The sequence below is a fragment of the Sinorhizobium sp. BJ1 genome (genome assembly GCF_002531555.1).
Lineage (GTDB): Bacteria > Pseudomonadota > Alphaproteobacteria > Rhizobiales > Rhizobiaceae > Sinorhizobium > Sinorhizobium fredii_B.
Genome location: NZ_NWTH01000003.1, coordinates 402,278 through 428,196, shown reverse-complemented (window position 1 = coordinate 428,196; position 25,919 = coordinate 402,278). Strand labels below are relative to the sequence as shown.

Here is a 25,919-nt window from a genome sequence, read left to right as displayed (position 1 = left end):
CCTCGACCACGGCTGCAAAGGGAGGAGCACCATGTACAAGGCACCGGTCGACGAGATCGCATTCACCCTGAAACACGTAGCCGGCATGGCCGATGCCGTGAACACCGGCGTCTTCGGCGAACTCGGTGAGGATCTCGTCGATGCGATCCTGTCGGAAGCTGGCCGTTTTGCGACCGAAGAGGTGGCGCCGCTCGGCGAGGTGGGCGACCGGCAGGGGTCACGGCTTGTCGACGGGGCGGTCAAGACGCCGGAGGGCTGGCGCGATCTCTACCGTAGCTGGATTGACGGCGGCTGGAACGGCCTGACGGCGCCCGAGGCCTTCGGCGGCCAGGACCTTCCGCACATGCTGCACGTCGCAGCCATGGAGATGTGGAACAGCGGCTCCATGGCTTTCGCGCTCGGCCCGACGCTGACCATGGGCGCGAGCGAGGCACTGGAGAAGCATGGTTCCGATGTCTTGAAGGCGACCTTCCTGTCGAAAATGATCTCCGGAGAGTGGATGGGGACGATGAATCTGACCGAGCCGCATGCCGGCTCAGATCTGGGCGTGCTCAAGACGCGCGCCGAGCGCCGCGCCGACGGCACCTACCGTATCTTCGGCCAGAAGATCTTCATCACCTGGGGCGAGCACGACTTCACCGACAACATCGTCCACCTCGTCCTGGCGCGCCTGCCGGATGCGCCTGTCGGCACGAAGGGCATTTCGCTGTTTCTCGTGCCGAAGTTCCTCGTCAATGAGGACGGCTCGCTCGGCGCCCGCAATGATCTCTTCTGCCATTCGCTTGAACACAAGCTCGGCATCCATGGTTCGCCGACCTGCACGATGATCTACGGCGACGGCCGGTTCGGCGATGAGAAGGGCGCGATCGGCTATCTGGTCGGCGAGGAAAACCGCGGGCTTGCCTGCATGTTCACGATGATGAACAACGCTCGCCTCGCCGTCGGCATGCAGGGCGTCGCGATCGCCGAGGCGGCTACCCAGAAGGCAATCGCCTATGCCAGGGAGCGCACCCAGGGCCGGGCGCCCGGCTGGAATGGTGCGGGCATGAGCCCGATTATCGAACATCCGGATGTCGCCCGCACGCTGCTGACGATGAAGGCGCTCACCCAAGGCTCGCGCGCCATCGCCTATGCTTGCGCTCATGCCGTCGACATGGCGCATGCCAGCCACGGCGACGAGACCCGCCATTGGCAGGAGCGCTCGAGCCTGCTGACCCCGATCGCCAAGTCTTTCGCCACCGATGCCGGTGTCGATGTCGCTTCCATGGGCATTCAGGTGCATGGCGGCATGGGCTTCATCGAGGAAACGGGCGCGGCCCGTTACTTGCGCGACGCCCGCATCGCGCCGATCTACGAAGGAACCAACGGCATCCAGGCGATCGACCTCGTCACCCGCAAGCTGCCGCTCTCCAAAGGCGGCCAGGTGCGCGGCTTCATTGGCGAGCTTCGTGAGATCGCCGCCGCCGTCGGCGCCTCGAACAGGCAGGGCTTCGGCCAGACTGCCGCGCGGCTGGAGGCGTCGACCGCCGATCTCTCCGAGGCGACGGAATGGCTGCTTGCAGCGCTCGGTGAAGGACGAGCCGTCGATGCCCTTGCCGGCGCGACGGCCTATCAACGCCTCTTCGGCCTGGTGCTGACCGGTGTCTATCTCGCCAGGGGCGGCCTGGCGGAGGCCGGCGACGGGAATGAGGAGGCGCGCATCGCCCTCTGCCGGTTCGCTGCGGAGAACCTGCTCGCCGAAACGGCGGCGCTCAAGGATCGTGTCGTCAGCGGGGCGGAGAGCCTCGCCGCCGCGCGTGCCATTCTCGACTAATGCATGTCGCCCAAAAGTGTGCAGCGGTTTTGGGATGACGACATGCATAAAAACAAGGATCTAAAGCGCGCCGCATGAATTCGTTTGGATGCGACGCGCTTTAGCACGGGATGGGTGTGCGCGGGCTTGCCGCCCGCGTGCCTCATCTCAACCACAAAGGGGAACCTCATGACCGATCATGTGCTTGTCGAACGTCCGGAGGCCTATCCCGGCGTACAGGTGATCCGCTTCAACCGGCCGGACAAGAAGAACGCCATCACGCGCGAGATGTACGCGAAGATGACGAATGCCTTGACGGTCGCCGGGTCGGACGCGGCGATCCGCGCCACCGCATTTCTCGGCACAAATGGCTGCTTCTCGGCCGGCAACGACATGAACGATTTCCTTGCCCTCGCCATGGGCGGGAGCATGGGAGGCGAGGTCCTCGATTTCCTTCGGGCCTTGGCGAGCGCGACGAAGCCGGTCGTTTCCGGGGTCGACGGTCTGGCGATCGGCATCGGCACGACGATCCATCTCCATTGTGACCTGACGGTTGCCTCCGCCCGGTCGGTGTTCAAGACGCCCTTCGTCGATCTGGCGCTCGTTCCGGAAGCCGCCTCGAGCCTCATCGCACCGCGCCTCATGGGCCATCAGCGGGCCTTCGCGCTGCTTGCCGCCGGCGAGCCGCTCGAGGCGGCCGATGCGCTTCAGGCCGGGCTGGTCTGGAAAATCGTTGGCGAGAACACGGTCGAGGAGGAAACGCTGTCGCTTGCCTCGCGTCTTGCCAGGAAGCCGCCAGAAGCGCTGCGCATCGCCCGTGATCTGATCCGCGGCGACCGAAAAGAAGTCCTCGCGCGAATCGACGAGGAAGCCGAGCACTTCGCGGCGCAACTGAAGAGTGCCGAGGCGCGAGCGGCATTCGAGGCCTTCATGCGCCGGTAAGGGCGTTCACGACTGCCTCCGGCACCCTAAAATTGCACATATCAATATTAATCGCTTCTTAAATACCGCTCGATAGCGTGCGGCCGCAGTACGTCCCTCCTCGAGGCGCATAGCTTTTTTGCATTTGCAGAACGCATGGCGCTTCGGTGAGGTCTCCCGGCCGCATGACGCATGGCCGGCTCTGCCTTCGCGGCATGTCCAATCGTTCTCCCGCAAATTCCTGTCGCCGCGGCGTCCGTCGGCGCGCGGAAGAATCCATCACGAGCTGTTGTCCGGCAAGGCTTGCCGGCCGCTTCCAAGGAGCCCACCCTTGTCCAAACGATCGAACCTGATGACGCGCATCCTCGTTGCCGCGTCCTGCGTCGTTGTCGGCGCCTTCGCCGGCTTTTCCGTCTACATCGACACGCTCCAGCACGGCACGACGACAAAGGCCGTCGAAGAGAACATCTCCGCTTCCGGCAAGCAGGCGGCCCAAAGTGTCGCCAACTGGTTGAACGGCCGCGTGACGCTCACCGCCATGGCCGCCGATGCTGCGGCCCGCGCAAACGACGAGGCTGCCATCCTCGGCGCGCTCAAGAACGACGTCCTGACCGGCGAGTTCATGTCAACCTATGTCGGTAACGAGGGCGGCAAGTTCATCACCTGGCCGGAGATGAAGCTGCCGGAGGGCTATGACCCGCGCCAGCGTCCCTGGTATCAGCAGGCGGTCAAGGCCGATGCCCGCGTGCTCACCGAACCCTATATCGATGCCTCGAGCGGCGACCTGATCATCAGCGCGGCCATGCCGGTCAAGCACGACGGCAAACTCTATGGCGTCGCCGCCAGCGACTTCTCGCTGAAAACCCTGGTCTCGATGATCACCGACATCGACGTCGGTGGCGAAGGCTTTGCGTTCCTGGTGAGCAAGGACGGGCAGATTCTTGTTCATCCGGATGCGAAGCTCGTGACGAAGACGCTTGCCGATGCCTTCCCCATCGATACGCCTTCGATCGGCAGCGGCATCGTGCACACCGGACTCGGTGGCAAGCCGATGCTCGTCAGTTTCGTGCCGGTCCAGGGGCTTCCCTCGGTAGAATGGTATATCGGCTTCGTCCTCGACGCGGATGCCGCCTATTCGGCGATCGGCCAGTTCCGCGTCGCCGCGACCGTGGCGACGCTTCTCGCCGTCGGGGTCATGATCGCCTTCCTTGCCACCCTGCTCAGCCGGCTGGTGATCCGTCCGGTGACGCAAATGACCGGTGCCATGGAAAAGCTCGCCGCCGGCAATCTCGACGTTGCCATCCCCGGCGAGGAGCGCCGCGACCAGATCGGTTCGATGGCTGCAGCCGTCGCCGTTTTCCGTGCCAATGCGCTCGAGCGGGTGCGGCTCGAGGACGAGGCGCATGCCAACCGGTCGCTCTCCGAGCGCGAACGCCTCGATCGCGAGGCGCAGAAGGCCCGCGACGCTGCGGAAGTGCAGCACGCCGTGGAAGCGCTGGCGGCCGGCCTCGGCCGGCTGGCCGGCGGTGATCTCGCCTACCGGATCGACAGTCCTTTCGCCGATCGTCTCGATCGGCTGAGGGCCGATTTCAACAACTCCGTCGCCAAGCTGCATGACGCGCTCTGCGCCGTCGGCGCCAATGCCCGTGCCATCGATGCCGGTGCGAGCGAGATCCGTTCGGCGGCCGACGATCTTGCCCGCCGCACCGAGCAGCAGGCCGCCTCCGTCGAGGAAACCGCAGCCGCACTCGAAGAGATCACCACGACCGTAAAGGACTCGGCCCATCGTGCCGAAGAGGTAGGCGGTCTCGTCGCCCGCACTCGCGCCGGCGCGGAGAAATCCGGCGAAGTGGTGCAGAATGCGGTCGAGGCCATGCACGCCATCGAGAAGTCGTCGGGCGAGATCTCCAATATTATCGGCGTCATCGACGACATCGCCTTCCAGACCAATCTCCTGGCGCTGAACGCCGGCGTCGAGGCGGCGCGAGCAGGCGAGGCCGGCAAGGGCTTTGCCGTCGTCGCCCAGGAAGTGCGCGAACTCGCCCAGCGTTCGGCCAATGCCGCCAAGGAGATCAAGGCGCTGATCACTACGTCCGGCGACCAAGTCCGCTCCGGCGTGTCACTGGTCGGCGAAACCGGCCGGGCGCTTCAGGCGATCGTCGCCGAGGTCCAGGAGATCAACAAGCATGTGAGCGCGATCGTCACAGCGACGCGCGAACAGTCGACCGGTCTTCAGGAGATCAACACGGCGGTTAACACGATGGACCAGGGCACGCAGCAGAACGCGGCCATGGTCGAGGAACAGACGGCGGCAAGTCACGGGCTGGCGCAGGAAGCCGCCGCGCTCAATGCGCTGCTTGCGCAGTTCAAACTGGGCGATGTGCAGACGCCCACGAGCCTCGCCCACGGCCGGCGGCGCTACGCGGCCTGACGGACTGTTCCAGGAGTGAGAGGCCCGGTCATGCGCCGGGCCTTTCTCATTTCTCGAGCGTCGCAACCGCCTCGACATGCGCCGACCAGAGGAACTGGTCGATCGGCGTAACCGATGTGATGCGGTAGCCGGCGGTAACCAGGATCGAGAGATCCCTCGCGAGTGTGGTCGGGTTGCAGGAGACCGCGGCAACCTTCTTCACGCCGGAGCGGGCGAGCTCGTGGCATTGGACCTCGGCGCCGGCCCGCGGCGGATCGAAGACAATCGCGTCGAAGACTTTCAGCTCCTGCGCCATCATTGGCCGACGGAAAAGGTCGCGCTTCTCGACCGTTACCGGCTTCAGGCCTTGCGTATTGCGGGCCGCGAAGTCGAGCGCCTTCACCGCCTTGTCCTCGCCCTCCACGGCGTGCACGCGCGCCGATCGGGCGATTCGGAGTGCAAAGGTGCCGACGCCGGCGAAAAGATCGGCCACGCGCTTCGCCTTGCCGATGTGGTCGAGGACGAGTCGCGCCATCGCCTCCTCGGCCGGCCGCGTCGCCTGTGTGAAGGCACCGGGCGGCGGCGAGACTGATACGCCGCCGAAATCGATTAGCGGCTTGACCGGCTCGATGATGATCTCCCCGTTCAGGCTGACGCGGGCAATGCCGCGCTCGCCGAGAACGGCCTCGACGGTCGAACGCCGCTGCCGGTCGTTGAGCTTGATGTCTTCGAAGGCGAGGTCGAGTCCCGTGTCGGTCTCGAGCACGGTGATCCGGAACGGTTCGGCGCTCGACACCATCGCTGCCGCAATTTTGCGGATTGTCGCGAGCCGCGAGACGATGCCCGGGCTCGTGATGGGACATTCGCCGATCGCGACGATATGGTGGCTTTGCGCCTGGTTGAAGCCGAGCAGCAGTTCCTTTTCCGTCTGCCGGGCCGTGAACACGGCGCGCCGCCGCTCGCCGGGCCGCGCTATGACGAGCGGCGCCACCGCCGGGGCAAGCCCCTTCGACTTCAAGGCGTCGATGACGAGATTGCGCTTGAAGGCATGATAGAGCGCGTCGGAGGCATGCTGCAGGGTGCAGCCGCCGCAGGTGCCGTTGACGCCATCGGGACCGAAGTGACGGCATTTCGGTTCGACGCGCTCCGGCGAAGCCTGCTTCAGCGAAATCAGCGTGCCATGCGTCTTGTTAACGGCAAGCGCAACCGTCTCGCCGGGCAGGGTGAACGGTGCAAAGACCGGGCCTTCCTCGGTCTGGGCGATGCCGTCGCCCTGCGCGCCGAGACGGTTGATGGTGACGATCCCGGTGCTCATGGCTTCAGCCCTGCAAGCAGAAACTCCTTGTTGCCGTCGCCGCCGGCAATGGGTGAGGGGACGAGGCCGCGGCCCTGCCAGCCCATGTCTTCCACCAGCCAGCGTTCGAGTTCGGCCGCGACAGTCGGGGCACTCTCGGGATCCTTGAGGAGCCCGGCCTTGCTGATCGCCTCGCGTCCGGCCTCGAACTGCGGCTTGACGAGCAGGATGCAATGGGCGCCAGGCTCGGCGAGCGATAGCGCCGGCGGCAGTGCGAGCTTCAGCGAGATGAACGAAACGTCGGAGACGACGAAGCTGATCGGCCGGTTGCCGATGTCGTGTGCCGTCATCGCCCGGGCGTTCAGTCCTTCGATATTGGTGACGCGCGGGTCTTCCGCGACGCGCGGATGCATCTGCCCGTGGCCGACATCGACGGCAACGACATTGGCGGCGCCGTGCTTCAACAGCACCTCGGTAAAGCCGCCCGTCGAGGCGCCGACGTCAAGGCAGGTCTGACCGGTCGGATCGAAGCCGAAATGGTCAAGCGCGGCAACGAGCTTCAGCGCCGCGCGGGAGACATAGGCCTGCGCCGGGTCGTCGATGGAAATCTCGGCGGTTTCGGCAAACGTGGCGGCCGGCTTGGTCACCGTGTTCCCGTCGACCCGGACGGTTCCCCGTTGGATCGCGTCGCGCGCCCGGGCGCGGCTCGCCACCAGGCCTTTGTTCAGGACCAGCTGGTCGAGGCGGATCATGCTGTGCTTGCTATCGGACATGGGCCGTCATCGCCCGTCGGGCGACACATTGCAAGGGAGTTCGGTAAGATCTGTTCTATCTAGCCTGCCGCGCCGAGGCCGACGGACTGCTTCTGGCCGAGGGCGTTGAAGACGGTCGAGACGATGCCGGCCCGATCGAGGCCAGCGCTGGCGTACATGGATTCCGGCTTGGCCTGTTCCATCCAGATGTCCGGCAAGACCATCGGCCGCACCTTGAGCCCGCCATCGAGCAGGCCTTCTTCCGCAAGGAAGTGCAGCACGTGGCTGGCAAAGCCGCCGATGGCGCCTTCCTCAATGGTAATCAGCACCTCGTGATGACGGGCAAGCTGGCGGATCAGTTCCTGGTCGAGCGGTTTGGCGAAACGTGCATCGGCAACCGTCGTCGAAAGGCCGGCGGCATCCAGGTCCTCGGCCGCCAGCAGACAGTCGGCGAGCCGCGTCCCGAACGAAAGCAGCGCCACCTTCGTGCCTTCCTTGATGATCCGTCCCTTGCCGATCTGCAGGATTTCGCCGCGCTCCGGGAGTTCGACCCCGACGCCCTCGCCGCGCGGGTAGCGGAAGGAGATCGGTCCGTCATCATAGGCCGCGGCGGTGCGCACCATGTGCTTCAATTCCGCCTCGTCGGCCGCCGCCATCACCACGAAGCCCGGCAGCGAGGCGAGATAGGTCGTATCGAAGGAGCCGGCATGGGTCGGCCCGTCGGCACCGACGAAGCCGGCGCGGTCGATCGGGAAACGCACCGGCAGGCCCTGGATCGCCACGTCGTGCACGACCTGGTCATAGGCACGCTGCAGGAAGGTCGAGTAAAGTGCCGCGAAGGGCTTGTATCCTTCCGCCGCAAGGCCGGCGGCGAAGGTCACGGCATGCTGCTCGGCGATACCGACGTCGAAGCAGCGCGACGGATGCACGGCTGCAAACCTGTCGAGACCGGTACCGGACGGCATGGCGGCGGTGATAGCGACAATCTTGTCGTCGAGGCTTGCCTCCTGCACGAGCGCATCGGCAAACACGGACGTATAGGCCGGCGCGTTCGGCTTTGCCTTCGCCTGGGCACCAGTGATCACGTCGAACTTGTTGACGCCGTGGTATTTGTCGGCGGCCGCTTCTGCCGGCGGATAGCCCTTGCCCTTCTGCGTCACCACATGGATCAGCACCGGTCCGCGCCTATTGTCGCGGACGTTGCGCAGAACCGGCAGCAGATGGTCGAAGGAGTGACCGTCGATGGGGCCGATGTGGTAGAAGCCCATTTCCTCGAAGAGCGTTCCGCCGGTGACGTAGCCGCGGGCATGCTCGACGGCGCGGGTGATCGCCCGGTCGACCGTCTTGCCGAGATAGGCGGTGAGCTTCTTGCCGACCTCGCGAATGCCCATATAGGTCCGCCCGGACGCCAGCCGCGCCAGATAGGCGCTCATCGCGCCCGTCGGCGGGGCGATCGACATGTCGTTGTCGTTGAGGATGACGATGAGGCGGGCGTCGAGAGCCCCGGCATTGTTGAGCGCTTCATAGGCCATGCCGGCCGACAGCGCACCGTCGCCGATCACCGCAACGACGTTGCGGCTCTTGCCGTCGAGATCGGCGGCGACCGCCATGCCGAGGCCGGCGGATATCGAGGTCGAGGAATGCGCCGCGCCAAAGGGATCGTACTCGCTCTCGGCGCGCCGCGTGAAGCCGGACAGGCCGCCCTCCTGACGCAGGGTGCGGATGCGGTCGCGTCGCCCGGTCAGGATCTTGTGCGGATAGCATTGATGACCGACATCGAAGATCAGCCGGTCATGCGGCGTGTCGAAGACCTTGTGGATGGCGATCGTCAGTTCGACGACGCCCAGGCCGGCGCCGAGATGGCCGCCGGTGCGCGACACCGCATCGATCATTTCCGCGCGCAATTCGCTCGCCAGCTGCGGCAGGTCCTTGTCGTCGATCTTCTTCAGATCATCGGGGACATCGACCTTGTCGAGCAACGGGGTCGCCGGCATCGGATTGGTTGGCAGTTGTGTCACGCTGCGTGCCTCGTGCGCGCCAAAGGCGGGGGCGCGCGAATTGTTGATGAGTTCCGTAAGGATGGCTGTTTAGACGCAATCCTCGTTGAATGCAAAAATTAGGCTTTCCTGCGTCTTCAACCAAGACCCAGACGAAAAATTAGCTAGAAGGCAAGGGGATGAACTCTTCCTCGTCCCCCGGCACGATATCGAAGCGACCGCTTCGCCATTCTTCCTTCGCCTTGTCGATGCGCTCCTTGGATGATGACACGAAGTTCCACCAGATATGACGCGGCGAGCCGAGTGCCGCGCCGCCGAAGAGCATGACGTGACAGCCGGATGGCCCCGCCGTGATGGTGATCTCGTCCCCGGGCCGAAAGACGAGAAGCTGGTTGTCGGCGAAATGGTCGCCCGCGATGACCGCTTCGCCCGAGAGAATATAGATGGCGCGTTCTTCCCAATGGGCGGCAAAGGGAGCGCTGCGGCCGGCCTCGATCGACAGGTCCACATAGATCGTATCGGTGAAGGCAGAGACGGGCGAGGCGGCGCCTTCGAAGCGGCCGATGACGACTCGCGCGCGGACGCCGCCGTCGGCAAGATGCGGCAGCATGCGTTCCTCGGTGTGTGCGAAGACCGGATCGACCTCTTCCTTGTCGTCGGGCAAGGCCAGCCAGGTCTGCAATCCGGACAGCGAGCGTTCCTGGCCGCGCTGGTTTTCCGGCGAGCGCTCGGAATGCACGATGCCGCGGCCCGCCGTCATCAGGTTCACGTCGCCGGGACGGATCACCATTTCGGTACCGAGACTGTCGCGATGCTTGATCTCGCCGTCGAAGAGATAGGTGACCGTCGATAGGCCGATATGCGGATGCGGGCGGACGTCGATCGCCTGTCCGGCGCGCAGCAGCGCCGGTCCCATGCGGTCGAAAAAGATGAACGGGCCGACGAGCCGGCGCCGCGCCGTCGGAAGTGCCCGGCGCACCTCGAGGCCGCCGATATCGCTGGTGCGCGGGATGATCAGATGCTCGATGGCGTCACAGGCCGGCTTGTCGCCGGCGAGCGGATCGGGACCGGGAAAGAAGGACATGGCAATCGCTCCGTTTGTGGGCGTTTCCGCGTGAGGCTATCCCCGATCCCATCCTCCTGGTAGAGCTGACTTGAAGACGCTGCGTTTCCGCGACGTTCACTGTTCCGCGTCGAGCGGCTCGACGCCTTGGGGCTTGCCGTTGCGGTCGAGGCGGATTTTCTCGATGCGGTCCTCTGCAGCCTTCAGCAGCGTCTCGCAATGCTTCTTGAGGGCTTCGCCGCGCTCATAGATTTCGATCGACTTGTCGAGCGCGACATCGCCGCGTTCGAGGGCCGAGACGATCCGTTCCAGCTCCTCGACCGCCTGCTCGAAGGAGAGGGCAGAGACGTCCGGCTGCGCATTGTTGTTGTTCATCGATTACCCTCTCATCAGTCTCATTATGTGCATGGCCGCCGATTCGGCGAGACCCTGCAGGTCATAGCCGCCCTCGAGCATGCTGACCACTCGGTTGCCGGCGCTCCTGCCGGCGGCCTCCATCAGTCGTCCGGTCGCCCAGTCGAAGTCCTCCGCCACGAGGTTGATCTGGGCCAGGGGATCGCGGTAATGCGAGTCGAAACCGGCGGAGATGAGCACCAGGTCTGGGCGGAAATTGTCGAGAGCGGATAGCACGCGGGTCCTGAAAGCGTCGCGGAAATGTTCGCTGCCGCTGTTGGGGGAGAGCGGCGCATTGACGATATTGTGCTTGACACCCGTCTCTTCCTTGGCGCCGGTGCCCGGATAGAGCGGCATCTGGTGGGTGGAGCAGAAGAGCACCGACGGGTCGTTCCAGAAGATGTCCTGCGTGCCGTTGCCGTGGTGTACGTCCCAGTCGACGATGGCGACTCGTTCGACGCCGTGGGCCTTCTGTGCATAGCGCGCGGCGATCGCAATCGTGTTGAAGAAGCAGAAGCCCATCGCCTTGTTCTTCTCGGCGTGGTGGCCCGGCGGGCGCGCCGCGACGAAGGCGTTGTCGGCCTCGCCGACGAAAACCGCGTCGATGGCCGCGACGGCGCCGCCGATCCCGGTGAGCGCCGCCTCGAAGCTTGACGGGCTCGCATAGGTGTCGGCTTCGATCTGGCTAATGTCGTCGTCCGGGACTGCCCGGGCGATCGACCGAAGGTGCTCCTCCGTATGGGCGAGCAGCACCAGTTCCTCGCTGCCCCTCGATGCCTCGACACGCTTGAGCGGCGCGAAATTCGGATGCTCCAGCGCGAGGTTCAGCGCCCTCAGCCGGTCCGGGCGCTCCGGGTGCCCCTCCGGAACTTTGTGCTCCTGGAAGAGCGCATTTTCATAGAGATGCGTGGTCATCCGCGGAAAGCTAGTGCGCGCGACTGTCAAAATCCATGGCCGCCACCGCAAAAGTACCGATTTTCAACAGCGCGGATCGAGCAGGATCTTGCCGTTGCGAAGCGGATCAGCCTGGTGCGCCAAGGCCTCGCCCAGCCGGCTCAACGGGTAGGTTGCGGCGACCGGGCTGGCGAACAGCCCGTCACGGAGGCCCGCGAAGCTTCTGGCAAAGGCGGCTTCGAGTGCTTCGCGCCCGGCGGAGTGGACCCAGGTCCTCAGCCACAGGAAGGCGAAGCGAACGTCCGCACGGGCGGCGATCGCCGCCTGCGGGACAGGAATGCCGCTCAGGGCGCCGTACTGGATAAAGGTCCCGCCCGGATGGAGGGATCGGACGATCAGTTCGGCCGCTAGCGTCCCGCCGACGGCATCGAGGACGGCGTCGAACCGCGTCCCTGCCGGTAGATTGCTGCCGTCGGCAACGATGGTCGGATATTCCTCACTGACGCGGCTGCGGCTTTCTTCGCTGCGGAGAATCGCCGTGGGCGCCAAACCTTCCAGAGCAAGCAGCTTCATCAGCATCCCGCCGATCGCCGAGCCTGCCGCCGTCACGCCGACGCTACGGCCAGCGAGAGAGCCAAAATGCATGCGCAGGGCCTCGACGAGCCGCAGCGCCGTCAGGGGATTGACGTAGCTCATCGCCGCCTCGGCGTCGCTCAGGTCGTCCGGCACTAAAAAACACCAATCGGCCGGGCGGACGAGGAGTTGCTGCCATAGCCCGCTGGCGCCGATCGGAATGACCCGGTCTCCGGGTTTCAGGTGTTCCACGCCCGCTCCGACGCGGCAGACGACGCCGACGCCCTCGAAGCCGGGCACGAAGGGCAGGTCGGTGCGGGCGCGATAGGCGCCGGTGACGGGGATCAGATCCGAGGGGTTGATCGCCGCAAGCGAGATTTCGACCTCGACCTCGCCGGCCGCCGGGTCGACGCGCGCGGCGTCGACAAGCTCGATGACTTGTTCGGGATCGCCAAACTGTCTAACGAGGGTGGAGCGCATGTAAGAGGCCTCGCATGGACGGCACAGAGCGGGAAAATGTCACGGAAGTCCGCATTCCGTTTCGCGATATAGACATGCATGGCCACATGCACAATGCGGCCTACTACGCGCATGCCGAGGCGGCACTCGCCAATCTCTGGCGCCATCGGCCGCAGATGAAGGACGAGCCGGCCTATCTGGTGCGCCGCTCGGCCTGCCTCTTCCATCGCGGCTTGCGCTTCGACGAGCCGGCCCGTTTCATTGTATCCGTCGCGAAGATCGGCGGCAGCTCGGTGAGCTTTGCCGTGCGCGTCGAGGCCGTCGGCCACCTCGCGGCGGAGGTCGAGATCGTCTGGGTCGCCGTCGAGCGTGCTCGCCATCAGCCGGTGCCGTTGCCGGCCGCGACGCGCGACTGGCTCGCCGGCTACACGGCGTGACCGAGCTTGAGCGTGCGGAAATGGGCGACGACGCCCATGCCGCCTCCGACCCCCATCATCACCAGACCCTCGCTATCCGTTGCGGCGGTGAGCATTTGCGAAAACAGCCTGACGACGAGAATCGCGCCGGAAGCCCCGTAGGGATGGCCGAGCGCAATCGCACCGCCATCGCGATTGACGCGTTCCGATGGGATATCGAGCTGGTGGAGACTGCCGAGGACCTGTGAGGCGAAGGCCTCGTTGAACTCGATGAATTCGATATCGGCGACGTCGAGCGCCGGATTGCGGGCACGAAGCCTCGCCATTGCCGGGATCGGACCGAGGCCGAGCAGGTTGGGATCGACTCCCGCCGTCGCCGCATCGACGAATTCGAGAGCAAAGGGCGCGCCAAGCCGACGCGCTTCGGCGAGCGATGTCACCAGCACGATTGCCGCGCCGTCATTGATCGGGCAGGAGTTACCGGCGGTGACGGTGCCGTCCTTGACGAAGACCGGCTTCAGCCGGGCAAGCGTCTCGGCCGAGGCGTTGACGCGGGGGCACTCGTCGCTGGCGATGAGGCCGGCCGGTGTCGGAACCGGGACGATCTCGCGCGCGAAGCGGCCCGCAGTCTCGGCCGCCACGGCACGGCGATGACTTTCGAGGGCAAACTGGTCCTGGCGCTGGCGCGAGATGCCGCAGGCGGTGGCGACGTTCTCCGCGGCGACGCCCATATCGGGATCACCGATGAGATCGGGAGCCATGCGCGCGCGCTTCACCGGTTGGAGTTCCTCGCCACGCGCCAGTGGCGGGCGAAGCCGGATATGCGCACGGCTGGCGCTTTCGGTGCCGCCGGCGAGAAAGTACCGCCCGGCGCCGGCCTGGATCTGCCGTGCTGCAAGGACGATCGCTTCGAGCCCGAAGCCGCACTGGCGGTCGACGGTCACGCCGGGAATGGAAACCGGCAGGCCGGCTTCGAGAGCAGCAAGACGAGCGAGATTGCCGGCGCTGTTTGCGGCGTTGCCGAGAAGCACGTCGTCGATCTCGTTCCGGTCGATACCGGTGTCCGTGACGATCCTGTCGAGCAGCAAGGCGGCAAGGGTTGCCGGCTCGATCGTCGCAAGGCTGCCGTTGACGCGGCCGATCGGGGTGCGCAGCGCCGCGATGACGACCGGGGTGCGAGCGGGATCAGAAGAGCCGTTCAAGGACACCGTTTCCCTCCGCGATCCATTGCCGCAGTTGACCGGCCGCAATCTTGCCGGAGGCGGTCATCGGCATCTCCCGGCAGAACCAGATCTTGCGCGGGTGTTTGTAGCGCGGCAGGGCGGCAGCAAGATGACGCTCGAGCGCCTCACGTTCGAACGTACCAACGTTCGGCTGGATGACTGCTGCAAGCTCGCTGCCGAGATCCGGATGATCGAGACCGAAGACCAGCACCGCGCTTACCCCGGCGGCGCTCATGATCGCGGCCTCGACTTCGGAGGGATAGATATTGTTGCCGCCGGAAAGCACCATGCCGCCGGCGCGGCCGATCAGATGCAGGGTGCCGTCCTCATCGAGAAAACCGAGGTCGCCGACGGTTGCGAGCCGTCCCTGGCGGCGAAAGCCGACGCCGTCGCAGCCAGGGATGTAGCCGTCCGATATCAGCGCGCTTTCGACGAAGATCGTCCCGGTTTCCCCCGGCGACAAGCTATTGCCGTGATCGTCGAGGACGGCCAGCCGGACGCCAGGGAATGCCTTGCCCACCGCGGTCGCCGCGTGACGATCGTCTGCGCCGGCGACGGTGATGAAGCCAAGTTCCGATGCGCCGTAATATTCGGTCACTTCAGCCGTCGGGAAGGTGCTGGCGGCAGCGCTCCGGTCCGCCGGCGTGAGCTTGGCGCCGGCGACGGTGATCTTTTCGACGGAGGTCAATGCAGCGCCTTCGGCCTGTTCGCAAAGCCGCCGCAGCATTGTCGGCACCAGCACCAGGCGTTTTGCATCGGCGCCGCCAATAACTTCGAGCGCCTGGCGCGGCTGGAAATGACGTGCGCCGATGAATTCGGCCCCCGCCGCAAGGCTCTCGACAAGCGCGTAAAGTGCCAGTCCGTGTGCCAGAGGTCCGGGCGCGTAGGTCGTCGTTTCCGGTCCAATGCCGAAGAAATTCCGACCAGTTTCGAGGCTGAGGCGCCAGGATCTTCGGTCGCGGATGATCGCCTTCGGCTCGCCGGTGGTGCCGGAGGTGAAGACTACGAGAAAAGGTTCCGCCCGGTCGCCGACGCGAATCGGTGACGAACCGTCGAAGGCCTCTAGTGCATGCGTTTGCCCGGCGGAGGGCACGTCCAGTTGCAGAAGATCGCCGTCCGCGCGGATGACGATCTCCGGCCGCAGTTTTTCCGTCATCCGCCGGCGCGTCGATGCCGGCTGGTGCGGATCGATGAGCGCGGCACAATTGCCGCCCGACGCCGCGGCGATGAAGGCCGCGGCAAAGAGCGGGTGATTGCCGGTTTCGAGGGCAATCAGCCGCACGCGGCCGGAAAGCACGCTGTGCCCGGTTGCGTGCAAGGCCGATTGTTCGATCGCATAGAGAATGTGGCCTGCCGCGGCAGCAAGCTCGCCGAATGTGAAAACCCGGCCCTCCATGCGGAAGGCCGGGGCGTGCGGGCGCTCGCCCGCATGCAGCATTATGGCGCTCGCAAGCGGCATCGCGTCAGGCGCGGGCCGGCAGCAGCGGGTAGCCGGCGTAGACGGCGCGGGCGGCGAGCGTCGCGATCGCCGCCTTGAGGAGATCGCCCGGAATGAACACGAGCGAACCGGTCGCGGCGGTCATCAGCGGCGTGCCGGTAACCGCGGAGAGCCACGGAACGCCGATCGCGTAGAGGACGACGATGCCGCCGATCACCGAGGCGAGGAAGAAACCGACGAACTGGCGCCCTTCCGAATTTCCCGGCTGTACGAAGCGCTCGGCGATCAGGCCGGTGACGTAAGCGGCGACCGCCCAGCCGAGGATGAAGCCGCCCGAGGGGCCGGCGAAGACGGCGAGCCCACCGCGGCCGCCCGACAGCACCGGCAGGCCGATGGCGACCAGGAGGATGAACAGCAGGAACGATAGCGCGCCGCGTCTTGCGCCGATGATGCAGCCGGCGAGCATGACGCCCATCGATTGCGCCGTGATCGGAACGGGGATGAAGCCGAGCGTGATCGGCGGAATGAGGCCGAGCACGACAACGATTGCGGCGAAGAGCGCAATGAGGACGAGGTCTCTGGTGTTCATGTGGTCCTACCCTTTATTAGAAAGCGCGAATTTATTGGCGGCGAAATCCGCGGGCGTCAATGGCCGCGGCGATCGTATCCGCATCTTTCAGCGTCAGGATGATCAGCGGCCCGATGATCGTCAACGGGCGGATTGGCAGTCCTCGCGCGCGGTGCGCCTCGCTGATCGCCTGATACCGGGCGAAGATATCCGGAACGAAGCGCAGGACGAGGCCGAGCGCCAAACTGACATCGGCCGCCCGCAACAGGCCAAGGCGCTCCAGGGGCTTCAGAAGGATGGTGATCTCGTCCATGAAGGCGCCGATCGTCGTCGTCGCCGTGACGGCGGCGGCAAGGAGTACGAGGGCCGTCAACCGCAGGATGAGAGCGACCACCTGGGGGACCGGAACAAGGAAGAGATTGACCGCGGCGAGCACGAGGATAGTGAACAGGACGAAGCCGACGCGCGAAAACGCTTCGTGCGCCGTCATGCCGAGGGAAAGATAGAGCGCACCGCAGCCGAGAAAGGCCGGCAGCAGCAGAAGCGGCGAATTCGTGGTGAAGAGCGCCACGCTGAGGACGAGGAGCGCAGTGAGCTTCAGGCGCACCGGCACCCGGTGGAACCAGCTCCGTCCTTCCACATAAAGGCTCGTCAGCATCCGGCCACCTCGTGATAGTAGCGGATGGTATCGTCCGGACTCCCGTCGGCGACGAGACGACCCTCATGAAAGAGCAGGAGCCGCTCCACCCCTTCGACCAGCCCGAGGTCGTGGGTGATGACGATCGTGTCCTCATCGAGCGCATCGATGGTTTCTGAAACCATGCGGCGGTTGCGCAGGTCGAGCTGGTTGGTCGGCTCGTCGAGGATCAGGATTCTCGGTCCGGTGACGACGACGCTCGCCATGGCGACGAGCTGCGTTTCCCCGCCGGAAAGCTCGTGCACCCGCCGCCGCGCCAGATGGCTGACGCCGAAACGGGACAGCACCGCTTCCGTGCGCGACGAAATTTCGTGAGCCGGCAGCCCGCGATTCTTGAGCCCGAACGCAATGTCGTCGGAAACGATAGGCATGATCAACTGGTGCTGCGGATTCTGGAAGATGAAGCCGGCTTCGGCAAGCACCGCCCTATCGTCCTTCACCGTGTCGAGTCCGTTGACCGAGACACGGCCCGTCGTCGGCTTGACGAGCCCGTTGATCAGTCGCGCGAAGGTCGTCTTGCCGGAGCCGTTGAGGCCGATGATGCCGATCCGCCGTTCGTCGAGGGCAAGCGTCAGGGGGTGGAGCGCAACCCGTTCGCCGAACCGAACCGTGCAATCGGTAAAGCGGATGTCCAATCCCAGTTCCTCGTGAGTTGTCGTGGGTGGCTCTATAGGCAACTCGATCTGCAAGGGCAATGCGCTTCGCTTCGCGGGGTGTATTTGAAAATTGGGAATAAAAGCCTACTCTCTCTTGCATGATGATTCGCCTCTCCAACCGCGATGCCCGGCGCATCTTTCTCGCCAAGCAGGGTCTCTCTACAGCGCCGCATCGCGCGCTCGGCAAGGAGGGTCTCCTGCGGTTGATCCAGGACATCGGTTTCGTCCAGGTCGACAGCATCGCAACCGTGGAGCGCGCCCATCATCAGATCCTGTTTTCGCGTAACCAGACCTATCGACGCGAACATCTGAACGAGCTCCTCGAGGAGGACGGCGAACTCTTCGAGCACTGGACGCACGATGCTTCGATCATTCCGAGCGCCTTCTTCGTCTATTGGAAACATCGCTTCAAATGGGAGAGCGAAACGCTCCGCGAGCGCTGGCGCAAATGGCGCGGTGAGGGGTTCGACGCGGGCTGCGACGAAACCTACGAGCGGATCGCCAGCGGCGGGGCGGTCATGGCGCGCGACCTGAAAGAGGATCATCACCAATCCGGCGGCTGGTGGAACTGGCATCCGTCGAAGACCGCCCTGGAGGTGCTCTGGCGGCAGGGCAGGCTCGCGATCGCCCGTCGCGTCAATTTTCAGAAGGTCTATGACCTCACCGAACGGGTCATTCCGGCGCATCACTACGAAGGCGATGTGAGCCATCCCGAATTTATCGACTGGGCCTGCCGGAGCGCACTCGAACGCCTCGGCTTTGCAACGCATGGGGAGATCGCCGCCTTCTGGGATCTCGTCTCGCCCGAGGAGGCGAAGACCTGGGTTGCCGATCATCGCGACGAACTTTGCGAGATCGTCATCGAGGCCGCCAATGGCGGCAAGCCGCGGCCGTCCTATGCCTTCGCGGGCTTTCCGGACAATCTCGGCGATCTTCCAGATCCGCCTTCGCGCATTCGCGTGTTGAGCCCCTTCGATCCCTTGCTACGCGACCGGAACCGGACAGAACGGCTGTTCGGCTTCTTCTACCGCATCGAGGTCTTCGTCCCGGAGGCGAAGCGCGAATACGGCTACTATGTCTTTCCCCTTCTCGAAGGCGACCGGCTGATCGGCCGGATCGACATGAAGGCCGACCGCAAGCGTGGCAGCCTCGACGTCCGGCGCCTCTGGCTCGAAGACGGTGTAAAGGCGTCGTCCGGCCGTATCGAGAAGGTGATGGCCGAACTCGATCGGATCGCCCGCTTCGCTGGCGTCGGAGACGTCAATCTGCTCGACGGCTGGAACGCCGCGCGGTCCTGATCGATTTTTCTTGGCTTGCGGCGCCGGGCTTCCTAAATGGAACGAGAATCCTTCACGACGCGGAGCAGAACGATGGACACCAACCTCATAAGCCTCTTCGATGCGGACGAGGCGACGGTCCGCAAGGTTCTCTCCGAGACGCTTGCCGGCGCCGACGACGGCGAACTCTTCCTCGAACATGCCCAGGCGGAGGTGCTCTCCTTCGACAATGGCCGCCTGAAGGGCGGCAGCTTCAACACGGACCAGGGCTTCGGCCTGCGGGCGGTCGCCGGCGAAGCGGTCGGTTACGCCCATGCCGGGGAACTATCGGTTGCCGCCTTGAAGAGGGCGGCGGACGCGGTAGGGCAGGTGACCCGCGGCTATTCCGGCTCCTATGCCGCTGCCCCGCAGCGCACCAACAAGAAGCTCTATGGCGATGAAAACCCGATCGGCGAACCGAGCTTCGAGACCAAGGTAACGTTGCTCCAGGAGATCGACGCCTACCTGCGCGCCAAGGAGCCCAAGGTCAGGCAGGTGACGGCGACGATCGCCGCAAGCTGGCAGGTGGTGGACATTTTGAGGTCGGATGGACATCGCGTTCACGACGTGCGGCCGATGACGCGCATCAACATCTCGGTCGTGGTTGGCGAGGGTGATCGGCAGGAGTCCGGTTCCTTCGGCATCGGCGGACGGCGCGGCTTTGGCGATTTCATCACGGAAGAGAACTGGAAGCGCGGCGCCGACGAGGCGTTGCGGCAGGCGCTCGTCAATCTCGAAGCGATCGATGCGCCGGCGGGAACGATGGACGTCGTGCTCGCTTCCGGCTGGCCGGGAGTGATGCTGCACGAAGCGGTCGGTCACGGTCTGGAAGGTGATTTCAATCGCAAGAAAACCTCTGCCTTCGCCGGGTTGCTCGGCGAGCAGGTGGCGGCCAGGGGCGTCACCGTCGTGGATGACGGAACGATCGAGGCGCGGCGCGGTTCGATCTCGATCGACGACGAGGGCACGCCCTCACGCTACAACGTCCTGATCGAGGACGGCAAGCTCGTCGGCTATATGCAGGACCGGCAGAATGCGCGGTTGATGGGCATGAAGCCGACCGGCAACGGCCGCCGCCAGGGCTATGCCCATGTGCCGATGCCGCGCATGACCAACACCTACATGCTCGCCGGCGACCGTGCGCCCGATGAAGTCATCGCCTCGGTGAAGCGAGGCATCTATGCCGTTTCCTTCGGCGGCGGCCAAGTGGATATCACCTCGGGCAAGTTCGTGTTCGGCTGTACCGAAGCCTATCTCATCGAGGGTGGCAAGGTAGGCGCGCCGGTCAAGGGCGCGATGCTGATCGGCAACGGGCCGGATGCGATGAAGCGGGTGACGATGGTCGGCAACGATATGAAGCTCGACACCGGCATCGGCAATTGCGGCAAGGGCGGCCAATGGGTGCCTGTCGGCGTCGGCCAGCCGCATCTCAGGATGGACCAGATCACCGTCGGCGGCACCCAGGCATAGGCAAGTCGGAATGACCAGCCAGTCGCGAGAAACTCTGCAAATCCGGCGTTTTTCCGCGGCAGATGAGGAAGGTGTCATAGACCTTATCCTGCCAATCCAGCAGGAGGAGTTCGGCATCGCCGTCACTGCCGAAGATCAGCCGGATCTTCGGGCAATCCCCGAATTCTATCAGACGGGCGACGGCGACTTCTGGGTTGCGGCCGTTGGAGAGCGGATCGTCGGCACGCTTGCCCTGAAGGATATCGGAGGCGCTGAGGCAGCCTTGCGCAAGATGTTCGTCGCGTCCGACTTTCGTGGCCGCGAACACGGCGTGGCCGCCCGCCTGCTCGAAGCGCTCCTCGCCCATGCCGAACAGCGGAAGATAGAGGCGATCTACCTCGGGACGACCGAGAAGTTCCTCGCGGCCCATCGGTTCTACGAAAAGAACGGCTTTGTCGAAATCGCCAGGCAAGATCTGCCGGCGAGCTTTCCGCTCATGGGCGTCGATACGAAATTCTATGTTCGTCGGTTGGCCTCACGCTAGCTGCGGCCGCGAAGCAGCAAGCAGTCATAGGACCGTTTCTTGAGGATGCTGCAGGCTGAGGCGGCTGCCTCCCGGCTGGCGAAGCCGATGAAGCGGGCGCGGTAGCGCTTGCCGCTGCTGTCCACATCCGTACGGGGCGAAGCGCCGAGCAGAGCGGCACCGCCGGCCGACTGTGCCTCGACGAGGATCCTGCGCGCAGCTTCCGCAGTGGGTGACGTCGAAATTTGGATCTGCCAGTAGGCATCGGCCTTAGGCTCGGTGCTCGCAACCTCCTCAATGGCAGTTGGCCGATCCGCCGGAACCACGGCAGCCGTCGACGCCGCCATGATCGCTGCCTTGGCGTTTTTCCCAGCACGATTGGGTTCGGAATAGAGCGACACGCCGGGCAAGGTTGCGACTTCGACCGTGTCGAGCGGCTTCGCCGCGGCGATTGCCGGGCCGTCGCCCGTCGCGGGCGCCCGGCCCAAATGCTGATCGAGCAGCGCGGCCATCTTGTTGTCGCGGCTCTTCGCCGTCCGCCCGCCGAGTACGACGCCGATGACGCGGCGGTTACCGTCACTGACGGCGCTGACGAGATTGAAACCGGAAGCGTTGGTATACCCGGTCTTGATGCCGTCCATGCCGTTGTAGCGATACATCAGCTTGTTGTGGCCGCGGATCACCCGGCCGCGGAAATTGAAACTCTGCGCCGAAAAGAGTCGATATTCCCGCGGAAAGTCCCTGAGCAGCGCCATGCCGAGCCTCGCCATATCGCGCGCCGTCGTCACCTGCTGGCTTGCAGGCAGGCCCGATGCGTTGACGAAGATGGTGCGCGTCATTCCGAGCCGGCGCGCCTTCGCCGTCATCATCTGGGCAAAGGCGGCTTCGGAGCCGCCGAGCTTTTCGGCCATCGCCGCAGCGGCATCATTGGCGGAATGGACGATCATGCCGTAGACGGCCTGCTCGACGGTGATGGCATCGCCAGGCTTGAGGCCGAGCTTGGTCGGGGGCTTGCGCGCCGCCTCCTTCGACATCGGCACCGGGGTTTGCCAGTTGATCTCGCCCCGGTGCAGCGCTTCGAAGGTCAGGTAAAGCGTCATCATTTTCGTCAACGACGCGGGATAATTCAGCTCATCGGCGTTCTCGGCGGAGAGAATCCTGCCGCTGCGGGCGTCGATGACGAGAGAAGCGCTGCCAGCGAAAGCCGATGCGGTGGCGGCGACGAATGCCACGATCGCGGCCAAGGCAAATTGCAAGTTCTTCATGATCCCCCCTTGAGCCCCGTAGTTCTGGCGCGCGAAACGTATCAGGACGTGACGGCCGTGGACTTGTCGTAACATTAAGGCCGAAAATCGATAAAGGCAGCCCCTTTTTGAGCTTTGCCCCGACTTATGAACGCGCGGGTCGATTCAGCAAGGCTTAACAGAGGTGGCGTAAAGCTGCGGCAATTGCGGCGGGGCGGGTGCATCGCGTCCCGCAATCAGTGCGGGACAGCGGAGAAAGATGAAACACTCGCTCGCAAAGATGGTCCGCAACCATTTGAGACGGGCCGCAATTGCCGGCGGGCTCGAGGTCGCCCATCTCCTCGCACGTGTCGGTCTGATGGGGAAGGCGCGCGGTCGCGGCGCCGTCTTTACCCTGCATCATGTCCGCCCCAAGGGGCATCGGGACTTCGATCCCAACGCCCATCTGGAAATCACCCCGGCGTTTCTTGAAAAAACGATCCTGATGTTGAAGCGCGACGGCTACCGTTTCGTTGCTCTAGAAGAGCTGCCGGAATGGCTCGCCTCGGTCGACGATCGGCCCTTCGCCTGCTTCACCCTGGACGACGGCTACCGCAACAATCTCGAATGGGCGCTGCCCGTGTTCGAAAAACACGGCGTCCCCTTCACCGTCTTCGTCACGGCCGGCTATGTCGATCGCACCCACACCCTGTGGTGGGAAACGCTTGCCGATTTGCTGTCCGCTTGCCGCGAGTTCCGCTTCGACTTTGGTGATGGTGCGGTTTCGGTGTCGAGCGGCACGTACAGGCAGAAGCAAGCGGCCTTCGATCGCATCGCCGCTTACATCCATGGCGTCGATGAGGCGAGCGCCGTGGCGGCTCTGAATCGTACTGCGAACGCCTGTGGAATCGACCCCTTCGCCATCACCGGGCGATTGACGCTCGACGAAAGCGGTCTTCGTGACTTGATCTCAAGTCCGCTCGCGCGCCTTGGCGCGCATACGATCAGCCACCGGGCGCTGGCACGGCTCGATGACGACGAGGCCCGCCGGGAAATCGCCTCATCCGCCGCACGCGTCGCGGCGATCACCGGCAGGCCTCCGTCGACGATCGCCTATCCCTACGGCTACCGGTCGACGGTTTCGGCCCGCGACCATCGGCTGGCCGCGGATCTCGGCTTTACCGTTGCGGTGACGACGGAGCCGGGCACGCTTTCCTCCGGCGTCAACCTTCACGCCGTGCCTCGGATATCGCTGAACGGTCATTTCCAGAGCGAGCGGCATGTATCAGCGCTGGCCTCCGGCATCCCGTTCCGGCTCGCCGCGCCATAAGTTGCTACGCCTCGGTCAGGGATACATCCGCACCTTCTCCCAACCCCCTTCCGGAACCGGGCGACGGAACTCGACGCGATCATGCAGTCGGAACGGACGGTCGTGCCAGAACTCGATCGAGGTCGGCCGGATGCGGAAACCGGACCAACATTGCGGGCGCGGGATCTCGCCGATTGCGTGACGGGCGGTGAATTCGGCGACGGCCTTCTCCAGGGCAAAGCGGCTCTCGAGCGGGCGGGATTGCTTCGAGGCCCACGCGCCGATGCGGCTGCCGCGCGGTCGGCTCCTGAAATATTCATCCGCCTCTTCGTTCGTGACGATTTCCACCGGCCCGCGCAGGCGCACCTGGCGGCGCAGCGACTTCCAGTGGAAACACATGGCCGCCTTGCGGGTGGCCAGCAGTTCCTGGCCTTTCTGACTTTCAAAATTCGTGTAAAAGACAAAGCCGCGTTCGTCGAAACCCTTGAGCAGCACCATGCGCACATTGGGCAGTCCATCGGGATCGACGGTCGCAAGGGCGACCGCGTTGGGGTCATTCACCTCGCTTTTCTCGGCGTCCTTCAGCCATGTGCCAAAGAGGGAAAAGGGCTCGTCTGCTTCCGTGAAGTCACCGGTTATTAACTCATTCGCGGTCATATTGCCTTCCTATGCCGTGTATCTGGCGCGGGGACGCGTTGGGATGAGCCCGATCGTGTTTCCGCATCGAAAATGGTCGGAGCCTGCCAGTGCGTCGTCGCTCTGTGCTCGGCTCTGGCGAGTCTGACAGGATTGCCGTGCAAGACATAGCAAAGTGGATCGATGGCAAGAAGGGCTTTTCCATTGCGTTGCTGCGCAATGCGGCACTCTGCCTGAGCATTTTCGCGCTCCCAGGATGCATGGGGTCCGGTCTCGACCTCTTCGGAAATTCCAGCGTCGATCGCTCCGTCGCGACCGGGACCGTGCCGGTCGCCAAGACGTCCGATGGTCTGTCTGACGCCGTCGCCGTGCGCAACGCTGTTTCCTCCGCCGATATCGCTTCGGGCGGCAGCGCCATTCCCTGGGCCAATACCTCGTCGGGCAGCGCCGGCGTCATCAGCAGTATCGAGGAAGACCATGCTTCCGGCGTGCTCTGCCGCCGTTTCACGACAACGCGCCACTCCTTTGAAGGCATCGCCAAGTTCGACGGCAGGACCTGCCGGCTCGACAACGGCGAGTGGTATCTGACGAGCTTCGGCCCGCAGGGCTGAAATCCGCGGTTAACCACAATCGAGCAAAGGCACGCACCGACGCCCTGTACCGTCCGGATCCGCTGCCGGGGGAGGGGCCAACTAACCGTTAGTTAGCAACTTCCCTGGATCATCGCCTGTGAGTAAACCGGCCCATCACGGGCTGCCTTCGTAATGCGTAGACGAGCCGCCGCGAAGCGTGGCCGTTCAAAGACTGTGGTGACAAGCCATGCGCGATCCCTATCAAATCCTCGGCGTGCGTCGCGGTGCCGGGCAGGAGGAAATCAAGGCCGCCTGGCGCTCTGTCGCCAAAGCGATCCACCCGGACCATAATCAGGATGACCCGCTGGCGACGGAACGTTTTGCCGAAGCCGGCAGGGCTTACGAACTGCTGCGGGATCCGGCGCGCCGGAGCCGCTACGACCACGCGCGGCGCGAGGCGGAATTGCGTCGCATGGAAGCAATGAAAGAGAAGATGCGCGGCCCCGAGCCGGCCGAGGAGCCAGTCGGCGCGGAAAGCGCCGAAGAGGCGATATCGCGAATCTTCGGCGTCGATCCGCAGCCCGCGCCATCCGGTGCGAAGGCCTCGTCGCCGCGCTCCGCCGAGAAGGCCGGTCCCGCTGCCGAGGCAAAGCCGGAGCCGACGGCCGAGACGAAACAGGAGCCTGCGAAGACGGAGGCGACGGTCCGGCGATCTGCTGCGCCCGGGACGGAACTGGTCGCGGCGATCGTCCGGCGCATTCGGGACCGGATTGCAAAAACCGCGGAGAAGGTGCCAGATTTGGTCGTCGATCTGCCCGTCAGCATCGAAGAGGTGATGAACCGATCGCGTGTCGCCATGGAGCTTCCGGACGGCGAAATGGTGAAGGTAGCAATTCCGCCTGGCGCGATCGACGGACAGGTGATTCGCCTGAAGGAGCAGGGATACCGCGTCGCCGGTATGACCCGCGGCGACGTCGTCGCGACCTTGCGTGTTCGTCAGGACGGTCCGTTTCGCACCCAGGGGCTCGACCTCGCGACAACTCTGCCGCTTGACCTCCAGGATGCGGTGCTGGGCTGCGAGACCAGGATCGAAACACCGAGCGGAATCGCGACGGTGGTGGTCCCGGCATGGTCGGGATCCGACAAGGTCATCCGCATTCCCGGCAAGGGTTTAAAGGGACCCGATGGCGAAAGCGGCGACCTTCTGGTCGAGTTGCGCTTGGTGTTGCATGAAAAGCCCGACGACAAGATCACGGACTTGATGCGGTCGCAGCGCGACGGGCTGTATTTGTAACGATTTAATGACAAGCTGAACCAATATTACGGGGACTAACAGTTCCTGATC

The 25,919-nt window shown here is 64.6% G+C and carries 24 protein-coding genes; 10 read left to right on the top strand and 14 right to left on the bottom strand.

Annotated elements, in window-relative coordinates; all coding sequences use genetic code 11:
- Window positions 1-31 precede the first annotated feature (31 nt).
- The 3 genes from CO676_RS05470 (at window position 32) to mcpU (ending at window position 5,144) form a co-directional block, all read left to right on the top strand.
- Window positions 32-1,813, top strand: a complete 1,782-nt coding sequence (locus CO676_RS05470; RefSeq protein ID WP_097519859.1) for an acyl-CoA dehydrogenase — start codon at window positions 32-34, stop codon at window positions 1,811-1,813.
- A 168-nt stretch (window positions 1,814-1,981) separates the two neighbouring features.
- Window positions 1,982-2,734 carry a crotonase/enoyl-CoA hydratase family protein gene (locus tag CO676_RS05465; RefSeq protein ID WP_097519858.1) on the top strand — a complete coding sequence of 251 codons (753 nt, stop codon included), beginning with the start codon at window positions 1,982-1,984 and terminating at the stop codon, window positions 2,732-2,734.
- Between the two features lie 331 nt (window positions 2,735-3,065).
- A complete protein-coding gene (mcpU, locus tag CO676_RS05460) occupies window positions 3,066-5,144 on the top strand; it encodes a methyl-accepting chemotaxis protein McpU (protein ID WP_245424262.1) in 2,079 nt (692 codons plus the stop codon).
- A 46-nt stretch (window positions 5,145-5,190) separates the two neighbouring features.
- Here the strand turns inward: mcpU and CO676_RS05455 are convergent, their stop codons facing one another.
- The 7 genes from CO676_RS05455 to CO676_RS05425 form a co-directional block, all read right to left on the bottom strand.
- Window positions 5,191-6,438: a class I SAM-dependent RNA methyltransferase gene (locus CO676_RS05455; RefSeq protein ID WP_097519856.1), complete on the bottom strand. Its 1,248-nt coding sequence runs from the start codon at window positions 6,436-6,438 to the stop codon at window positions 5,191-5,193.
- Window positions 6,435-7,190, bottom strand: a complete 756-nt coding sequence (locus CO676_RS05450; RefSeq protein ID WP_097519855.1) for a TlyA family RNA methyltransferase — start codon at window positions 7,188-7,190, stop codon at window positions 6,435-6,437. The genes CO676_RS05455 and CO676_RS05450 overlap by 4 nt, the downstream gene beginning before the upstream one ends.
- Before the next feature lie 59 nt (window positions 7,191-7,249).
- A complete protein-coding gene (gene dxs / locus CO676_RS05445; RefSeq protein WP_245424260.1) occupies window positions 7,250-9,163 on the bottom strand; it encodes a 1-deoxy-D-xylulose-5-phosphate synthase in 1,914 nt (637 codons plus the stop codon).
- 163 nt (window positions 9,164-9,326) lie between these two features.
- Window positions 9,327-10,250, bottom strand: coding sequence for a pirin family protein (locus tag CO676_RS05440; RefSeq protein WP_097519853.1), 924 nt, complete (start codon window positions 10,248-10,250; stop codon window positions 9,327-9,329).
- Window positions 10,251-10,346: 96 nt separating this feature from the next.
- Window positions 10,347-10,604, bottom strand: coding sequence for an exodeoxyribonuclease VII small subunit (locus CO676_RS05435; protein WP_014761382.1), 258 nt, complete (start codon window positions 10,602-10,604; stop codon window positions 10,347-10,349).
- 3 nt (window positions 10,605-10,607) lie between these two features.
- Entirely contained in the window at window positions 10,608-11,537 is a 930-nt protein-coding gene (locus CO676_RS05430; protein ID WP_097519852.1) for a histone deacetylase family protein, read from the bottom strand.
- A gap of 63 nt (window positions 11,538-11,600) precedes the next feature.
- Complete coding sequence (locus tag CO676_RS05425) at window positions 11,601-12,569, bottom strand: zinc-dependent alcohol dehydrogenase family protein (protein WP_014761384.1); 969 nt, start codon at window positions 12,567-12,569, stop codon at window positions 11,601-11,603.
- 14 nt (window positions 12,570-12,583) lie between these two features.
- Here CO676_RS05425 and CO676_RS05420 point away from each other — a divergent pair, with 14 nt between their 5' ends.
- Complete coding sequence (locus tag CO676_RS05420; protein ID WP_014761385.1) at window positions 12,584-12,985, top strand: thioesterase family protein; 402 nt, start codon at window positions 12,584-12,586, stop codon at window positions 12,983-12,985.
- Here the strand turns inward: CO676_RS05420 and CO676_RS05415 are convergent.
- The 5 genes from CO676_RS05415 to CO676_RS05395 are packed head-to-tail and all read right to left on the bottom strand — an operon-like array spanning window position 12,973 to window position 17,525.
- Window positions 12,973-14,166, bottom strand: a complete 1,194-nt coding sequence (locus CO676_RS05415; RefSeq protein WP_097519851.1) for a thiolase family protein — start codon at window positions 14,164-14,166, stop codon at window positions 12,973-12,975. The two genes, CO676_RS05420 and CO676_RS05415, sit on opposite strands and share 13 nt — an antisense overlap.
- Window positions 14,150-15,646 (bottom strand): class I adenylate-forming enzyme family protein, encoded by a 1,497-nt coding sequence (locus CO676_RS05410; protein ID WP_097519850.1) that lies wholly within the window; start codon window positions 15,644-15,646, stop codon window positions 14,150-14,152. Before CO676_RS05410 ends, CO676_RS05415 begins: the two co-directional genes overlap by 17 nt.
- A 4-nt stretch (window positions 15,647-15,650) precedes the next feature.
- Complete coding sequence (locus CO676_RS05405; RefSeq protein WP_014761388.1) at window positions 15,651-16,214, bottom strand: biotin transporter BioY; 564 nt, start codon at window positions 16,212-16,214, stop codon at window positions 15,651-15,653.
- A gap of 31 nt (window positions 16,215-16,245) precedes the next feature.
- Window positions 16,246-16,851, bottom strand: coding sequence for an energy-coupling factor transporter transmembrane protein EcfT (locus tag CO676_RS05400; RefSeq protein ID WP_097519849.1), 606 nt, complete (start codon window positions 16,849-16,851; stop codon window positions 16,246-16,248).
- Window positions 16,845-17,525, bottom strand: a complete 681-nt coding sequence (locus tag CO676_RS05395; protein ID WP_014761390.1) for an energy-coupling factor ABC transporter ATP-binding protein — start codon at window positions 17,523-17,525, stop codon at window positions 16,845-16,847. Before CO676_RS05395 ends, CO676_RS05400 begins: the two co-directional genes overlap by 7 nt.
- 119 nt (window positions 17,526-17,644) lie before the next feature.
- Here CO676_RS05395 and CO676_RS05390 point away from each other — a divergent pair, with 119 nt between their 5' ends.
- From CO676_RS05390 to CO676_RS05380, 3 genes are all read left to right on the top strand, one after another.
- Complete coding sequence (locus CO676_RS05390) at window positions 17,645-18,844, top strand: winged helix-turn-helix domain-containing protein (protein ID WP_097519848.1); 1,200 nt, start codon at window positions 17,645-17,647, stop codon at window positions 18,842-18,844.
- Window positions 18,845-18,916: 72 nt separating this feature from the next.
- On the top strand, window positions 18,917-20,332 hold the full coding sequence (tldD, locus tag CO676_RS05385) for a metalloprotease TldD (RefSeq protein ID WP_097519846.1): 1,416 nt from the start codon (window positions 18,917-18,919) through the stop codon (window positions 20,330-20,332).
- Between the two features lie 10 nt (window positions 20,333-20,342).
- The gene (locus CO676_RS05380; protein ID WP_097519845.1) at window positions 20,343-20,855 is read left to right on the top strand and encodes a GNAT family N-acetyltransferase; all 513 of its coding nucleotides are present in this window, start codon (window positions 20,343-20,345) and stop codon (window positions 20,853-20,855) included.
- Here the strand turns inward: CO676_RS05380 and CO676_RS05375 are convergent.
- Entirely contained in the window at window positions 20,852-22,099 is a 1,248-nt protein-coding gene (locus tag CO676_RS05375) for a D-alanyl-D-alanine carboxypeptidase (RefSeq protein WP_097519844.1), read from the bottom strand. The two genes, CO676_RS05380 and CO676_RS05375, sit on opposite strands and share 4 nt — an antisense overlap.
- A gap of 238 nt (window positions 22,100-22,337) precedes the next feature.
- Here CO676_RS05375 and CO676_RS05370 point away from each other — a divergent pair, with 238 nt between their 5' ends.
- Window positions 22,338-23,387 carry a polysaccharide deacetylase family protein gene (locus CO676_RS05370; RefSeq protein WP_097519843.1) on the top strand — a complete coding sequence of 350 codons (1,050 nt, stop codon included), beginning with the start codon at window positions 22,338-22,340 and terminating at the stop codon, window positions 23,385-23,387.
- A 15-nt stretch (window positions 23,388-23,402) separates the two neighbouring features.
- Here the strand turns inward: CO676_RS05370 and pdxH are convergent, their stop codons facing one another.
- Window positions 23,403-24,023, bottom strand: coding sequence for a pyridoxamine 5'-phosphate oxidase (gene pdxH, locus CO676_RS05365; protein WP_014761396.1), 621 nt, complete (start codon window positions 24,021-24,023; stop codon window positions 23,403-23,405).
- A 137-nt stretch (window positions 24,024-24,160) separates the two neighbouring features.
- On the opposite strand from pdxH, the gene CO676_RS05360 reads away from it, so the two are divergent.
- Complete coding sequence (locus CO676_RS05360; RefSeq protein ID WP_097519952.1) at window positions 24,161-24,613, top strand: RT0821/Lpp0805 family surface protein; 453 nt, start codon at window positions 24,161-24,163, stop codon at window positions 24,611-24,613.
- Window positions 24,614-24,821: 208 nt separating this feature from the next.
- Complete coding sequence (locus tag CO676_RS05355) at window positions 24,822-25,868, top strand: DnaJ C-terminal domain-containing protein (RefSeq protein ID WP_097519842.1); 1,047 nt, start codon at window positions 24,822-24,824, stop codon at window positions 25,866-25,868.
- Window positions 25,869-25,919 lie beyond the last annotated feature (51 nt).